This window comes from Salinicoccus sp. HZC-1 (assembly GCF_046736035.1).
Lineage (GTDB): Bacteria > Bacillota > Bacilli > Staphylococcales > Salinicoccaceae > Salinicoccus.
This window is the reverse complement of record NZ_CP177130.1, coordinates 2,601,144-2,617,298: the sequence shown is the minus strand read 5'-3', so window position 1 is coordinate 2,617,298 and position 16,155 is coordinate 2,601,144. Positions and strand designations below refer to the sequence as shown.

The following is a 16,155-nucleotide window of genomic DNA, read 5'->3' as shown; positions in this document are numbered from 1 at the left end:
GACCATGAGTAACAGAGTGAAAATCGAAGACATTTACAAAATCAGATCCGTATCGTCACCGCAGGCGGTGCCGGGCACAGATGCCGTAACGTATCTGGTGACTTCCACAGATGAAGAAAAGAATGACTACAAGACGAATTTATACCGGTATCGGGATGGGCGGTCACAACAACTTACATATCAGCACGAACGCATTTCAGGCGTGAGGCATTCACCAGACGGGGAGCGGACTCTATTCCTCGCGAATGTTGAAGATAAGCAGCAGGTGTTCATACTGAATGCAGGCGACGGCGAACGGGAACAGTTTACGAGAGAAAAGGACGGCGTGAACAGTGCCGAGTTTTCCAAGGACGGCCAGACGGTCTTTTATCATGTATCCAGTGAAAAGGACGAAGCCGATGGAGAAGAGGAGAAGAAAGACGAAAAAAATGAAAGACCCGAACCGGTAGTGATTGACCGGATGAAATATAAAGCGGACAGTGCCGGGCTGCTCAAAGAAAAATACCAGTCCGTAAAATCCATTGATCTGGAATCGCGGGAAACCAGAACGCTCCTGTCCGGTGAGGAAAACTTCACATTGATGGAAACGATCGGCAGGGATACGATCGTCTATACGACGGATTTCAGCGATGAACCCGATTTTAACTTCAGTCATAGACTGTATATCAAACAGGGGGAAAACGAGCCGGAGGAAATCGAAAAAGGCGAAGGCTATGCAATGAAGGCGGAAGTATCGCCCGGCAATACGAAGCTGCTCATAACCGCCATGGGGCGGGAGTATGAGAACGCAACGCATGGCGTTATAATGCTGTACGATATAGCGTCCGGCAGGATGGAAAACCTGACCCGGAGTCTGGATAAACCCGTCGGCGATTACATGGCTGCCGATACGCAGCAGTCTGTAGAAATGAATCCGACGAAATGGATTTCCGACGACAGGTTTGTATTCGTCCTGTCGGAGGACGGCAGCGTGAATCTATACGAGGGGAATACGGACGGTGAAATTAAACCGCTGTTGACCGACAGGCAGCATATTTTTGGAATGGACGCGACAGAAGAGCATGCAGTGCTCGCCATCTCGAAACACGACTCGCCCAGTGAACTTTATAAATTCAATTTTTCAACAGGCGATCTGGAGGCACTGACTGAAATCAATAAAGGATATGTGGATGAAACCGGGCTCGTCGACCCTGAAGACATCCGGTTTAAAAGCAAGGATGGTACAGAAGTACACGGCTGGTTTATGAAGCCCGCAGGTTTTGAAGAAAACAGGAAGTATCCGATGATCACAAATATCCATGGCGGCCCGCATGCGTTTTACGGCAATACCTTCTTCCATGAGATGCAGGTGCTGGCTGCCGGCGGATATGCGGTGCTGTTCGTGAATCCGAGAGGGTCCCACAGCTACTCACAGGAATTCGTGGATGCGGTGCGGGGAAATTACGGCGGAATCGACTATGAGGACATCATGGCCGGCGTCGATTACATTACGGACCGATACAAATGGATTGATCAGGAGAACCTGGGTGTCACCGGCGGATCCTACGGCGGGTTCATGACCAACTGGATTGTCGGCCATACGGATCGTTTCAGGGCGGCAGTGACCCAGCGCAGCATCAGCAACTGGACCAGCTTCCGCGGCGTTTCAGATATCGGCTATTACTTCAGTGACTGGCAGATAAAAGCCGACTTTAACGATATTGAAACAATGTGGCACCATTCACCGATCAAATATGTGGATGATATCAATACGCCGCTCCTCATACTGCATAGTGAACGGGATTTCAGATGTCCGGTCGAGCAGGGGGAACAGCTTTATATCGCTTTGAAGTATCAGAGAAAAGAAACGCAGTTTGTCCGTTTCCCGGAAGCGGACCATAACTTGTCCAGAACGGGAAAACCCAACTTGAGGATAGAGCGGCTGAAGCATTTGACAGATTGGTTCGATAAGTATCTCGATTAATTTAACAGGAGCGGAAACATTTCCCGGGAAATGACCATGGATGATGGAAGTCGGGTTCAATATAAAGGGGAAGGAGGTGTCTGCTGTGTCAGAGAAAGAAAAGATGATCGACGGAGAATATTATGATCCCGAAGATCCGACATTGAAGCATTTAAGGGAGAACGCAGAAAAGCTGATGGATGAGTATAATAGGCCGGGCGGGAAAGATGCGGCACAACTATTGGAGATGCTGATGGGATACAGGGCGGACGGCATCAGTATCAGAAAGCCGTTCTACTGTGATTATGGCATCAATATTAAAGTGGGGCGCAACTTCTATGCCAATTATAACTGCGTCTTTTTGGATGTGGCGCCGATTCATATCGGTGATGACGTCTTCTTTGGTCCGGGTGTCTCACTGATAACTGTGAACCATCCGCTGGACCCGGAAGAACGCAGGGCCGGGAAAGAATATGCGCTGCCGATTACGATTGGCGATAATGTTTGGATCGGAGCGGATGTAACAGTGAATCCGGGTGTGAAGATCGGAGAAAACACCGTCATCGGTTCGGGTTCAGTGGTGGTCAAAGATATTCCCGCCGGTAAAGTGGCGGTGGGCAATCCATGCAGGCCGGTTAAAAACGTGGATGAATAAGAAAACACCCGGACAATTGTCCGGGCGTCCCGCTTAACCGGTCCACATTTTTAAAATATCCACCACACTCCACAATCTGAACATCAGATAGGTAATCATGTGTATCCCGATGATATAGAGGATGACCGGCCAGAATATGTCGATCGGCCGATGCCGGATGGCAAGGAAGAATATATATCCCGGATAGATATTCAGTGTTGTAAAGATGATGACTATAGTGACCCCGAAGACGATAAGGATCGGATAGTTCATCAGTCCGAAGCCATAGTGGAGTCCAACGACAGCGGCGAACAGGATCAGACTGACAAAAAATACGGCCGTAGTGACGATTGCATAGTAGGACAGCAGCACGGGAATCCGGACCCGTTCTCTCCGGAACCATAAAATCATCAAGTACAGGAAAACGATGCTAAAAATGATATAGAGAATGAGGATGAAGATTCTGAGTAAAAAGGTATCGAACACCAGTGTAAAGGGCTGGTATTCCCGATTGAACAGGTCCAGGCCGATAAGGTGGCCGGACACACCCGAAATGAGTGTATAAAGGATTAAGAGTGAAATCGATATAAAAGGCGGAATTTCCAGGGTTGTATCTATATTTTTATGGGTATCTTTAAGAAAAGCAATTATTTTCTGCATGGTTATGCCTCCATGTTTCAATAGTGACATATTAGCACAAGTCCATACAAATTAATATTAAGTGAATTCATGATATATTGGATTAAACAGCATTGGAAAGGGATGGTTATCATTACTGATAAATATGAAAAAAGAGTGGAAAGATTAACAGACTCACTGGATATGGATGCGGTTGTGATTACTGATCCAACAAACGTTTTCTATTTTACAGGGTGCTTCATAGAACCGCATGAAAGATTGCTGGCGCTCATCATCGATGTAAAAACGAAAGAGACGGTACTCATGTATCCGGCGCTGGACCAGGAAATTGTCAATGACTCGGCGACAGTGACAAACCAGCTGCCGCATAACGATGGGGAGGACCCATTCGAATTATTATTTGAACATCTGGATCAGGCCCAGGCCCAATCCATCGGTATCGAAGGCGGACATATGATCTATGACCGCTATCAGCGTCTGCTGGACAATTATACGGCGGAACAGATCCAATCAGCGGACAAAGAAATCAATGTGCTGCGCGGCAGGAAAGATGAAGATGATAAGGAGAAGCTGCAGGAAGCGGTGGATATTACCGAAAAGGCACTCGCTGACCTGGTGAATGGACCGGTATCCGGTAAAACAGAAAAAGAAATCGCAGACTTCCTGCTGCAGAAGGTGAAAGAATATGGTGCCGTCGATGTATCATTCGGACCGCTTGTCCTTGCGGGAGAGAATTCGGCTCTGCCTCACGGTGAATCCGGAGATACAGCCGTGCAACCGGGCGATTTCCTCCTCATCGATTTCGGTGTGGTTACAAAAGACCGCTACGTTTCCGATATGACACGCACATTCATCATCGGAGAGCCGACCGAGGAGCAGGAAGCGATTTATAAATCCGTGTTAAAGGCAAATGAGGCGGGCATCAGACAATCCCAGCTCGGCGAACAGATGAACGCACTCGATAAAGTGGCGCGTGATGAGATCAAAAGTGACGGCTACGGCGAATACTTCACCCACCGCATTGGACACGGGCTTGGTCTGGGCCTTCACGAGCGGCCGTCACTCGATGCCCAGAATACGGATAAGCTGGAAAAAGGACACGTCATCACAATTGAACCGGGTGTGTATAAAGCAGGCTACGGCGGTGTACGCATTGAAGATATGCTGTATATCGACGACACGACATATGTGTTCACATCATTCCCGAAAGATATCGACAGCATCACAATCGAAGTATAAACAAGTCCCGTCTGGAAAAACCAGGCGGGATCTTTAAATGAGCAGATGGGACGATAGTACACAGGTTCTTTCCTATAATGAAAATAATCGATGATTGAAGGAGAGAAGTCATGCATAAATTCGATGGACATAAAGGTTTTCAAAAAGCCTTCGGACAGGGAAAAATGACGCTGGGACTTTCATTTCCACTGGAAGGATATGAAAAAAGCATTCCGGAAATGGATATGGAATTACAGATAAAAAGGGCGCAGCTTGCTGAAGCGCAAGGATTTTCAGCATTGTGGGCGCGGGATATACCATTAAACGATACCGTTAATTTCGGCGATGCGGGCCAGATGTATGATCCATGGATATTCCTGAGTCACATTGCAGCCCATACCAAGGAAATCGCGTTGGGGACAGGAAGCATCATCACGACTTTCCAGCATCCGATCAATATCGCCAAATCCGCAGTATCCCTGGATAGAATATCTAATGAAAGGCTGCTGCTCGGTTTAGCCACCGGCGACCGGCCGATAGAGTTCGATGCTTACAAAGTGAGCCGGGAAGAAGGGGAGGAGTTATTCAGGGAAACCTTCAAAGTGATCAGACAGCTCTGGAGCGCCGATGAACCGGAAGTTTTCACTCAGCATGTCGCAATGAACAAAGGCGACCTGCTGCCTAAAGCGAAGCTAAGGGATATTCCAACATTTGTGACAGGAAACAGCGGGCAGGATTTTGAATGGATCGCTGAGAACGGAGACGGCTGGATGACGTATCCGAGAGCTGTGGAAATGCAGGATATATTCATACGGAAGTGGAGAAACCAGACGGATGCTTTCAAACCCTTCATACAATCCATTGCGATAGACCTGGCTGAAGATCCAGACTTTAAGCCCCGTCAGATCCATCTCGGATACAGGCTCGGAGTCAATCATCTCAAAGATTATTTGCAGCAGCTTGAAAATATCGGCGTGGATCATGTAATGATCGGATCTAAATTTTCCAAACGGCCGGTGGATGAAGTGATCCAGGAAATAGGAGAAGAAGTTATAAATAAACAAACACCCTGATTGATCAGGATGTTTTGAGTGCTGCGGGTATTCCACTTTTTTAAATCCCGGCCCGCACCTGCTTCTTCCTGGACTGCAGCACAAGCAGGGCGATTCCCATGAGCAACATGATCAGACCGACCCATGACCATATATCGAGGATTTCACCTACCAGCAATACGCCGAGCAGAGAAGCGGTCAGTGGTTCCGCCAAAGACAGCGTCACAGCTGTAGAGGATTTGACATATTTGAGGCCGCCCGCGAATAAATAGTAGGCAAGTCCCGTCGCAAGGACGCCGATATGTAAAGCGACAAGCATACCATCGGGTTCAAGCAGCCATGAGTTGTCATACATGAAAACAAACGGCAGCAGCATGAGTGCACTCGTTGAGAAAATCATTGCAGCACTTGCGACCGGGTGATGCGTCCTGACGAGCTGGGAGTTCAATATAGTGAAGCTGGCAAATGAAACACCGGCACCGAGGGCGGACAGAATGCCCATCGGATCGACTGTCACTGCACCCGTGTTGAACATGAGTATGATGCAGCCGACAACCGCAAGAAGAGTGGAGACCCACCAGACACCCGCGGGCCTTGTTTTAAAAACAATCCATTCAATCATTCCGGAAAATACCGGTGCACTGCCGATGGCAGTCACTGTGCCCACCGCAACCCCGGTCAGACTGACGGCGGTAAAGAAAAAAGGCTGGAACAGTGCCATTGAGAGACCAGCCAGCAGAATCAGTTTGACCGGCCATCCTTTCAAAGTCATTTTGCCCATCAAGCCGGCGACAATCAAGAGTACCAGGCCACCGATTAAAAGGCGCATGGCACCAATCGATATACTGTCGACCCCGGGCGGTGCAAAAGTTTTCGCTGTCCCAACAGTCCCCCAAAGCATCGCAGCGATCAGAATCATAATTGGTGCAATTCCTGCTCTCATGTTCAGACACCCCCATTGTTCATATGAAAAACTCATATTATAAATAATATACGCCATTTAGGGGTATAAATGCCATATGAAAGAATTAAAGTGATGAAAGGAATATGCAGATGATTGAATACTTCATACAGCTTGCTCCCTGGCAGCAGGCATTGGCCGCCACGTTATTCACCTGGTTTATGACAGGGTTCGGTGCGTCCTTCGTCTTCTTTGCCAAAGAAGTCAATGAACGCTTTTTAGATATCATGCTGGGATTCGCAGGCGGCGTTATGATCGCCGCAAGTTTCTGGTCACTTCTGGCACCGGCAATCGAAAACAGCAAAGGACATTTCATAGGAGAATGGTTCCCGGCGGCAGTCGGATTCCTGTTGGGCGGCTTATTCATATACGCTTTTGACCAGCTCATCCCGCACAGCCACAGGAATGCACCGGAGGGAAGAACGGAAGGGCTGATGGCAGGCAAAAGGCGCCAAAGTACGCTGCTCGTATTCTCACTGACGCTGCATAACATCCCGGAAGGATTATCCATCGGGATTGCCTTCGGCGCCCTTGCAGCCAGTGCGGATCCTGCAACACTGTCGGCCGGTGCAGTAACACTGGCGCTCGGCATCGGCCTCCAGAATATCCCGGAGGGCATGGCAGTATCCATGCCGCTCAGGGGAGATGGACTGTCCCGGACGAAAAGTTTCTTTCTGGGGTGGATGTCGGCTATCGTTGAGCCGATGGCAGCCATGCTTGGTGTACTTGCCATTTCAATGATGGCGCCGATCCTGCCATATGCACTCAGTCTGGCGGCAGGGGCGATGATATTTGTCGTTGTGGAGGAAGTTATTCCAAGTACACAAAAGAATGGACACTCTGACATTGCAGCAATGAGTCTCATGATCGGCTTTACGCTCATGATGATTTTGGATGTGGCACTCGGTTAATGTTTAACCCCCCTGTGTAATGGGGGTATATATGAATGTATACAAAAATGGAGGGAATTAATAATGAGAGTTCTAGTTGTTGGAGCGAATGGACAAATCGGACATCAGGCAGTAGAAAAGCTGAAAGAAAAAGGGCACGATCCTGTTGCGATGGTGCGTAAAGAAGAGCAGGTAGCCCAGTTTAAGGACAAAGGTATTGAAACCGTTCTGGGTGATTTGGAAAAAGATTTTTCCCATGCATTTGAAAATGTGGATGCCGTAGTATTCGCAGCAGGTTCAGGCGGCAGTACGGGCGCTGATAAAACAATCATCATCGACCAGGAAGGCGCGATTGAAACTGTCGAAAATGCTAAAGAAGCGGACGTAAAACATTTCGTCATCGTCAGTTCACTCGGTGCAGATGCCCCTAAAAAGGCAGAACAGGCCAAGCATTATATGTATGCCAAACACCGCGCGGATCAGCATCTGCAAGCATCCGGTCTAAACTACACAATCGTCCGTCCGGGAATGCTGCAGAACGAAGCGGGCACCGGCAAAGTGAAATTGTTCGAAGGCGATCCTGAAGTGGCCAATGTACCACGTGAAGACGTCGCAGCAGTACTTGCGCACATTGTGGATAAAAACCAGCCTGCCAATAAAATTTATAACCTCATCGAAGGCGACACGCCGATTGAAGAAACGATATAACAGCGAAAAGGCATCTTTCCCGGGTTATCCGGGGAAGATGCCTTTAATATTTACACGGGACTCATCAAATCTTTATTTTCCTCTTCACTGTAATACTTTTTAATGAATGCATCTTTTTCTTCGTCTGTAATCTTGTGAATACCGATGCCTGTTGCAGCGAGGATCAAAGCGATGACCGGAACTGTAAAGTTCAGAATCGCATAAGGCGCATAATCCCATGCAGCGACCCCAAGAACACCGTATATATACACACCGCATGTGTTCCAGGGGATGAATACGGAAGTCAATGTGCCGCCGTCTTCAAGTGAACGGGACAAGTTTTTGGAATGCAGATTCTTCTCGATATAAGTTCTTAAAAACATTCTGGAGGGAACGACGATTGAAATATACTGCTCAGAACACGTTGCATTTGTCGTGAATGCCGCAACGATTGTAGCAGTGACGATGCCGAATGTCCCTTTGGCCACTTTGATAATCTGTTCCATGATCGATTTCAGCATGCCGCTGTATTCCAGAATCCCTGCAAAAGTCATCGCAACGATTGTCATGGATACAGTGAACATCATGCCCTGTAATCCCCCGTTATTAAATAAATCATTGATCATCTGATTGTTTGTTTCAATGACATAGCCACTCTGCAGTGCACCGACTGCAGCGCCGAGATCTCCGCCCTGGACAAATAGATGACACAGGAAGCCGAGAACAATCCCCACGACCAGTGCAGGAATCGCCGGCATTTTAAACAAGATAATACAAAGAATCATGACAACCGGCACCAAAAGCAGCCAGGGAGATATGACAAAGTTCTCTTCCAATGCTGCCATCATGTCAGTAATTTCAGTTTGCGATGCTGCACCTTCTCCTCCAAACTGGCGGCCCAGGAAAAAGAAGGCAATCAGGGCTATGGTCAATCCCGGAATCGTCGTATAGAACATATGCTTGATATGTACAAACAGGTCCGTATTTGTCAGTCCTGCAGCCAAGTTCGTCGTATCTGACATCGGGCTCATCTTATCACCGAAGTAAGACCCCGAAATAACCGCACCGGCAATCATTGCAGGCGGAATTCCCATACTCATACCAATTCCCATGCCGGCAACACCGACAGTCGCCATGGTAGACCAGGAACTGCCTATTGATAGAGAAACGATTGCACATAAAATGACAATCGTTACTAAAAACAGGGCAGGACTGATTAAAGCCAGGCCGTAGTAGATCATTGTTGCGACAATGCCGCCGCCAATCCAGGAACCGATAATCAGACCGACCAGCATGATGATGACGATTGCCGGCAGGGCGAGCCTGATCCCTTTGAACATCATTTTCTCTATGTCATCCCATTTGTAACCATGGAACAATGCCACAGCAGCAGCGCAAACGGTCCCAAAAATCAGAGGGATATGCGGATCCTGCCCCAGCCAAACGACAGCAACTCCCATCGCTGTAATCATCAGTACAAGCGGTAATAGAGCGATAAAAAAATTGAATTCATGTTTCTTGTTTTCATTCGTATTGTTCATTTTTCCACCTCGCAACGATTATACAACAGTAGCCAAAAAGTACAAAGAAATTTCCGAAAATTTGGAACTACAGGATGGAACGAATTATTTTTAATCAATTTTATATCTTTGAAACGTTCTTACAAAAAGAATAAGAATTAATCTAAAAAGCAGCAAAGGGCTTTTATGTGGAAGTCCTTTGCTGCTTTTCAAATAATGCAGTTATAAAATCATCCCATCAGGTTCAATCCCACATGCTGCCAGAATACATAATATGTGATGATCATCAGTACGATATAAATGGGCATCAGCCACATGCTGACTTTAACCAGGTCGCGTGTTTCGAATGGCCTGCCGTCTTCTTCGTAAAATATCAGCAGTGCCTTTGAACTGACGGGCAGTGTAACGCAGTAGTTGATGCCGATCAGGGCAATGAATACGACTGCGACAGGGTTCAAGCTGAACATGTCTGCGAATATCAGCAGTACGGGAATGAACACGACTGCGCGTGTTGTATGGCTTGTGATATACAGATGTGAGGTGACGCTGATTAGAACGATGAGTGTCAGCATTATAAATTCGTTTGTGACGTCAAGTGCACTGAACAGGCTTAAAAATCTTTCCTGGAAGAAGTCCGTGACTTTATACGTCACGAGCAGTTCTCCGAGTGCTGTTGCACCTGCGACGAAGAATATCAGACTCCATGAAACACTTTTCAGCCCTTCTTTCCATTTGATCAATCCGATCTGTGGCAGCATCATGATCATGCTCATCAGCATGGTGACGAAAGCGATGTCGAAACCGTGCAAAGCTTCTGTCAGCCATAAGATGAGTGTGATGCTGATCAGCCATAACGCTTTTTTCTCTTGATTGGAGAATGGTTTCTTTTCTATGTCCACATCTTCCGGTTCAATCTCCGGGAATTCCATATCTTTCAAATACCATTTTGACAAGAGATAAAGGGAAATTCCGCCGATCAAGAGACCGAACGGCATGCCGTAGATCAGGAAAGACATATAACTGATCGTCCGATCTGTCTGCGTTTCCAATATTCCGATTCCGATGATATGACTGCCTGCACCAATTAATGTCAGGTTTGCTGCCATCAGGATCAGTATTGGTATCGCCAGTCCGAAGAATTTTCTATTTCCTGCGAACTGTCTGCCGAATGCCCGATAAACGGGGAGGAGGGCGGATGCCCTGCCTGATGTTGAAGGAATCACAACGGATAACATCTGCACGAGGATGAAGGTGAATAAAGTGACTCTGCCTCTCGTATAACAATTTCTTTCCACCCATTTTATGAGCCGCTCCAGCAGACCGCTGCGTTCCAATACTGATGCGATGATAAATGCACCGATCATCAGCCAGACGACGTGCTGATTGAAGGACGTGAACAGAATATCCTGGGGCAGTCCAAGCAGGACACCGGCACTCAGGCACAGCCAGGCGATGAGTCCTGCAGGAATACTGGAGAAGATGAACATGCCCAAAGATAAAACAAATATGACGAGACTTAATTTCCCCAAATATTCAAGGTCAGCTGCGAAAAATACTGCGATTGAAAACCCCGTAAATAAACCGATCAGAACAATATTCCTGACGGACATTAAACTCTGACCTTCCCGGACTTCGTTTCTTTCTTCTTGATTGCTTCAGCCAGGGTGATGCCAATCGCCAGATGCCTGAAGGCGCTCTCTGTGCATCTTTGCAGCCATTTTGAAGCATCTGTCATGGATTTCTCAAGTGTTGTGGGTTTAGGGATGATGCTTGTGAAAGCATCGATGCCATTCTTATAGTTGATCTCCGCCTTTTTGCCGATCGTTCCGGCAAATGCGATTACCGGTTTATCATGACTTTTGGCAATGCGCGCCACTTCAGACGGAATCTTATCATTCGGCGTCTGGAAATCGATGCAACCCTCGGCTGTAATGACCAGGTCCGCATTTTGGATGGCGTCAGAAATCTCAATATATTTTCTAATAATATCGAATCTCGGATGCAGTACAGCACCTGTAAATCCGACCAGTCCCGCACCAAGACCGCCGGATGCGCCACTGCCATTTGCTCTGGATAGGTCCTCACCAGTCGTTTTGAAAATCAAGTCTGCAAGATGATTCAGGTTGTCGGATAGTTTTTCAACATCTTCGGGCGAAGCGCCCTTTTGTGGACCGAATACATGAGCCACACCTTTTTTGCCGCAAAGAACGTTTTTCCAGTTAACTGCAACATCAATGTCAGTGCTTAAAACTCTAGGGTCCAGTGCGGACATATCAACGGAATCGATCTTATCAATTTCTCCGCCGCCTTCGACGAAGATTTTCTTCCCTTCGGCATTTTTAAACTGAACGCCGACCGCCTGTGCCATACCGACACCGCCATCGGATGTACCGGAATCGCCGCAGCCGATTAAAATGCGCTCTGCGCCATGATCCAGTGCTTCGATTATCGTCTGACCCACGCCATACGTCGTCGTTTCCAGCGGATTTCTTTTATCCTGCGGTACATGACGCAGTCCCGCAATCGCAGCCATTTCTATTACTGCAGTTTTCACACCATTTTCAGTGAAGATTCCAAAGAAGGAGTCAATCGCTTCTCCAACCGGGCCTACTACATTTGTTGAAATGACATGTCCTTCTTTAAGCTTAACAATCGTTTCTACAAAACCTTCCCCTCCATCAACCATCGGAATGACTGTGACTTTATGATTCTCATTTACGCGTTTAATCCCCTTTTTGATTGCGTGCCCGACTTCCTCCGCACTTAAGCTCTCTTTAAAACCTGAAGGTACGACTACTACTCTCATGGTAATTCCTCCTGCCTGTGATGTTTGATGGTTCCAAATTTACACAGGATTAGTTTAAGGAGGCTTAATGAAAAGTTAAAAATTGATTAAAGGGAATGAAAATACTCTCATAAATGAAATAAAATTTACTGTAGCGGAAATAAATGATGCTGAAATAATTGTTTTAGTCATTGATGTTAATCATCGTAAAGATATATACAACAAATTGAAACGTAAATAGAAATTCCCTGATTAGATATCTTGAATAATCTAATCAGGGAATTTTTAAAATCAATTATGTTTTTATCGTTCCATGAATCCATCAAGGTATAATTCGTAGATGGTATCGCCGATTAACCTTTTTCTGGCGTAGTAGCTCCGGCCATGCACTTTCGGAATAATCTCTTTGCCGGCATGCATATACATACCGTCATACTTTTCTTTATTCCTGACTGCCATCACGGTCGATTCAGCCCCTTCTTCGGGTGTAAGGAAAAAGGGTTTAAAAATACCGTAGACGAGGTTGCCGAATTTTTCGTTCTGCTTCGTCTTGCCAAGGTTTGTGGAAACTGCCCCGGGATGGACTGCGGTGACGCTGAGTCCCTGGCCGCTGAACTGTTCATGAAGTTCCTGCATGAAGTATAATGTCGCCAGTTTTGACCGGCCATACAGATTCATTGTGTTGCCTTTACCTTTAAAATAATTTGATTTGAGTGTTGTGAATTGATAGGCATTGGAAGAAACAATCACGATCTGCGGTTCTTTGCTGTGCATTAATACAGGCATCAGATAATGGGTCAGCAGATAATGACCCAGATAGTTTGTGCCCATCATAAGTTCATAGCCGTCTGTCGTTTCCTGTTTTGATAATGAAACGACACCAGCATTATTGATCAGGCAGTCGATTTCATCATAATTTTCCTGGATGTACAGTGCGGCCTTCTCGACACTGGCAAGACTCGCTAGATTGCATTCGATGACTTTTACTTTCAGCATGAGATTTGATTTTTTCAAATCCTTTTTCAGGATTTCGGCTTTCACGACATTTCTTGCAAGCAGAATGATTTCATCGAAATCATTTGCCAGCGCCTCGACTGTGGCTTTTCCGATTCCGGAAGTGGCCCCGGTGATTGCGAGTGTTTTATACCCCATATTATTTTTCATCCACTTTGATCTGCTCATATTTCTGGAACCATTCCGGAAATACTTTCTTGAACGCCACCGGCCGGAATTCGCCATTCACTTTCTTCACGACGATATGTGTTGTTGTGCCCAATGTGCATACATCTCCGTCCCCATTGACGATTTCAAATCCATAATCGGTCCTCATGCCGGTATTTCTGGCCACCCATGTCCTTATGAAAGCGCGGTCGCCGTATTTAAGTGATTTTTTATAAGTGATATCGACGTTATAGACCGGTGCGTAATATCCAGAACGTTCCATGGCAATATAGTCGTAGCCGATGTCTTCAATCAGCTGCATGCGGCCGACTTCCAGCCATTTGAGATAATTACCGTGATAAATGACCCCCATCATATCGGTATCTGCATACATGACCTGTATCTCTTTTTCTGCAACGTAGCCTTTTTCCATTATTTCTACCTCTCATTTCTAAATATATATTTTTCATTATACCATTTCACTGTTTTTCCCACGAACGAGATACTTCATTAAAACGGAAGCCTGATTTGAATATTCTGACAGGAAAGATGATATTATTAAAGTATTAATGAAAAAATTCAGAGGTGTGTATATGGTAAACGCTAAAGTTGAATCACGGATAAAAGACATCATTACAAAAGACGGCAAGGAATTCAGGGATTTAAACGGCAATGGAATTGTTGATACATATGAAAACTGGGAGCTGCCCGTTGAAGAACGTGTTCAGGATCTGATATCCAGAATGACATTGGAAGAGAAGGCCGGCTTAATGACGGTATCGTCCCAATATATGCCGCATTCCGAAAAAATGCCGGGTGGCATCAAAGCCAAAAAGACGGATGAAAGCGGACTGTTGAATGAAACTGATATTGTTCTGAAGCATCATCCTTTTTCCGAGCCCGGCGATGAAAATTATGAACTGCCCAGGCCACTGCTCTATACCGCGGGTGCAACAAAAGGCATAATGGATTTGAATTTACGCTATTTCATCATCCGTGATAACCCAAAATCGGAAGATCTTGCTGAATGGACGAATAAACTCCAGGAAGTGGCAGAAAGTACGAGACTTGGGATTCCCAGTGTAATGGTTTCGAATCCAAGAAATCATATCGGCTACCTGTATCATGGTTTAATGGAAGCTTCGGGTGAGTTTTCACTGTGGCCGGGCGAACTCGGAATGGCCGCCACTTTTGATGAGGCGCTGGTAAAGGAATTCGGTGAGATTGCTGCCAGAGAATGGCGTTCTGCCGGAATCCATAAATTATACGGCTACATGGCGGATATCGCTACAGATCCTCTGTGGATGCGCTATAACGGAACATTCGGTGAAGACCCGGAACTCGCTGCCAAAATGATCAGGGCGATTGTTGAAGGCTTCCAGGGTGAAAAACTGGGGCAGGGCAGCGTCTCCATTACTACCAAACATTTTCCGGGCGGCGGAGCAAGGCATGGCGGACACGATCCGCATTATCCTTGGGGAAGTTTCAATCCATATCCGACGCCGGGCAGTCTGTACGACTATCACATCCTGCCTTTTAAAGCAGCGATCGAGGCAGGGACCACATCAATGATGCCGTATTATTCCTATCCGAGTAATGCCCACAGTGCAATGCAGCTGAAAGACGGGAGTCCGTTCGAAGAGATCGGATTTGCCTATAACAAAGTCATCATACAAGATATTTTACGCAAAGAGCTTGGCTTTACAGGGTATATTAACTCCGATACAGGCATCATTAATATGATGCCGTGAGGTGTCGAAGATCTGACGCCCGAAGAGAGATACGCGAAGGCTCTGGAGACGGGTGTGAATATGTTCTCTGACGAAGCGTCTCCATCCACGCTGATCCGGACAGTCGAAGAAGGTTACGTGAGCGAAGAGCGCCTCGATGAATCAGTGAAATATCTGCTTACAGAAATGATGGAATTGGGATTGTTTGAAAACCCGTATGTAGAAGAAGAACGTGCAAAAGCGATCACTAAAGACGCGACGTCCCAGGAGAAAGCGGATGCGGCACACCGCAAGTCCATTGTCCTGCTGCGCAATGATGGGGATGTCCTGCCTTTGAAAGACGAATCGCTTGAAAGCACCCGGTTATATATAGAAGTGATGCAGAAGACGGACGCGGAAACCAGTACGGCCGAAGTGAAGGATATCATCCGAGACTATGATCCGGCGATCACCGTGACGGACGATCTGGATGAATCGACCCATGCATTGCTGTTCATATCTCCGCTGCCGGTGCCGGACCGTCCGGATGCACCGTTATCGGTCGCTTTGGATGCCGCAACCGGCATCGATACAGACAGGATTAAAATGATCGAAAGGAAAGTGCCGACGATTCTTTCCGTAAACATGACAAACCCATGGCTGATCAATGAGATTGAGCCGGACGCAGCAGCACTGCTGGCTACCTTCGGTATCAAGCATGAAGCGCTCATCGATGTGCTGCAGGGCAGGCACAATCCATCAGGAAAACTGCCGTTCACACTGCCATCCAGCCAGGAAGTCCTGTCCAAGAGCCCGGGTGACATTCCAGGTCATGCACAGGAGAAAGGCTACGTATACCGTGATCAGCATGGCAATGAATATGGCTTCGGTTACGGCAAGTCCTATTAATTAAACTCTTGAAGAAATCAATATCTGAAAATGTTATACTATTAGTAC

At 46.7% G+C, this 16,155-nt stretch carries 15 protein-coding genes; 8 read left to right on the top strand and 7 right to left on the bottom strand.

Features of this window, described 5'->3' with window-relative positions:
* Positions 1-4: 4 nt before the first annotated feature.
* Positions 5-1,963 (top strand): prolyl oligopeptidase family serine peptidase, encoded by a 1,959-nt coding sequence (locus ACKRAT_RS13520; RefSeq protein WP_411842901.1) that lies wholly within the window; start codon positions 5-7, stop codon positions 1,961-1,963.
* A gap of 85 nt (positions 1,964-2,048) precedes the next feature.
* Positions 2,049-2,597 (top strand): sugar O-acetyltransferase, encoded by a 549-nt coding sequence (locus ACKRAT_RS13515; RefSeq protein WP_411842900.1) that lies wholly within the window; start codon positions 2,049-2,051, stop codon positions 2,595-2,597.
* Positions 2,598-2,630: 33 nt separating this feature from the next.
* Here ACKRAT_RS13515 and ACKRAT_RS13510 read toward each other — a convergent pair whose 3' ends face one another.
* On the bottom strand, positions 2,631-3,236 hold the full coding sequence (locus tag ACKRAT_RS13510) for a hypothetical protein (protein WP_411842899.1): 606 nt from the start codon (positions 3,234-3,236) through the stop codon (positions 2,631-2,633).
* Between the two features lie 69 nt (positions 3,237-3,305).
* Here ACKRAT_RS13510 and ACKRAT_RS13505 point away from each other — a divergent pair, with 69 nt between their 5' ends.
* Both ACKRAT_RS13505 and ACKRAT_RS13500 read left to right on the top strand, forming a co-directional pair.
* A complete protein-coding gene (locus ACKRAT_RS13505) occupies positions 3,306-4,454 on the top strand; it encodes a M24 family metallopeptidase (RefSeq protein WP_411842898.1) in 1,149 nt (382 codons plus the stop codon).
* A gap of 110 nt (positions 4,455-4,564) precedes the next feature.
* Positions 4,565-5,506, top strand: a complete 942-nt coding sequence (locus ACKRAT_RS13500) for an LLM class oxidoreductase (RefSeq protein WP_411842897.1) — start codon at positions 4,565-4,567, stop codon at positions 5,504-5,506.
* A gap of 40 nt (positions 5,507-5,546) precedes the next feature.
* On the opposite strand, the gene ACKRAT_RS13495 is transcribed toward ACKRAT_RS13500, so the two are convergent.
* Positions 5,547-6,428 carry an EamA family transporter gene (locus ACKRAT_RS13495; protein ID WP_411842896.1) on the bottom strand — a complete coding sequence of 294 codons (882 nt, stop codon included), beginning with the start codon at positions 6,426-6,428 and terminating at the stop codon, positions 5,547-5,549.
* Between the two features lie 110 nt (positions 6,429-6,538).
* On the opposite strand from ACKRAT_RS13495, the gene ACKRAT_RS13490 reads away from it, so the two are divergent.
* Both ACKRAT_RS13490 and ACKRAT_RS13485 read left to right on the top strand, forming a co-directional pair.
* Positions 6,539-7,357 (top strand): ZIP family metal transporter, encoded by an 819-nt coding sequence (locus tag ACKRAT_RS13490; RefSeq protein WP_411842895.1) that lies wholly within the window; start codon positions 6,539-6,541, stop codon positions 7,355-7,357.
* 63 nt (positions 7,358-7,420) lie between these two features.
* Positions 7,421-8,044, top strand: a complete 624-nt coding sequence (locus ACKRAT_RS13485) for an SDR family oxidoreductase (RefSeq protein WP_411842894.1) — start codon at positions 7,421-7,423, stop codon at positions 8,042-8,044.
* A gap of 50 nt (positions 8,045-8,094) precedes the next feature.
* On the opposite strand, the gene nhaC is transcribed toward ACKRAT_RS13485, so the two are convergent.
* The 5 genes from nhaC to ACKRAT_RS13460 form a co-directional block, all read right to left on the bottom strand.
* On the bottom strand, positions 8,095-9,564 hold the full coding sequence (gene nhaC, locus ACKRAT_RS13480; RefSeq protein WP_411842893.1) for a Na+/H+ antiporter NhaC: 1,470 nt from the start codon (positions 9,562-9,564) through the stop codon (positions 8,095-8,097).
* 209 nt (positions 9,565-9,773) lie between these two features.
* Entirely contained in the window at positions 9,774-11,153 is a 1,380-nt protein-coding gene (locus tag ACKRAT_RS13475; protein WP_411842892.1) for an SLC13 family permease, read from the bottom strand.
* Positions 11,153-12,349 (bottom strand): glycerate kinase, encoded by a 1,197-nt coding sequence (locus tag ACKRAT_RS13470; RefSeq protein ID WP_411842891.1) that lies wholly within the window; start codon positions 12,347-12,349, stop codon positions 11,153-11,155. The genes ACKRAT_RS13475 and ACKRAT_RS13470 overlap by 1 nt, the downstream gene beginning before the upstream one ends.
* Before the next feature lie 282 nt (positions 12,350-12,631).
* Entirely contained in the window at positions 12,632-13,492 is an 861-nt protein-coding gene (locus ACKRAT_RS13465) for an SDR family NAD(P)-dependent oxidoreductase (protein ID WP_411842890.1), read from the bottom strand.
* Entirely contained in the window at positions 13,482-13,922 is a 441-nt protein-coding gene (locus ACKRAT_RS13460; RefSeq protein ID WP_411842889.1) for an acyl-CoA thioesterase, read from the bottom strand. The genes ACKRAT_RS13465 and ACKRAT_RS13460 overlap by 11 nt, the downstream gene beginning before the upstream one ends.
* Before the next feature lie 160 nt (positions 13,923-14,082).
* Between ACKRAT_RS13460 and ACKRAT_RS13455 the strand changes: the two genes are divergently transcribed.
* Both ACKRAT_RS13455 and ACKRAT_RS13450 read left to right on the top strand, forming a co-directional pair.
* A complete protein-coding gene (locus ACKRAT_RS13455; RefSeq protein WP_411842888.1) occupies positions 14,083-15,240 on the top strand; it encodes a glycoside hydrolase family 3 protein in 1,158 nt (385 codons plus the stop codon).
* Positions 15,241-15,300: 60 nt separating this feature from the next.
* The gene (locus ACKRAT_RS13450; RefSeq protein WP_411842887.1) at positions 15,301-16,107 is read left to right on the top strand and encodes a glycoside hydrolase family 3 C-terminal domain-containing protein; all 807 of its coding nucleotides are present in this window, start codon (positions 15,301-15,303) and stop codon (positions 16,105-16,107) included.
* The last annotated feature ends 48 nt before the right edge of the window (positions 16,108-16,155 follow it).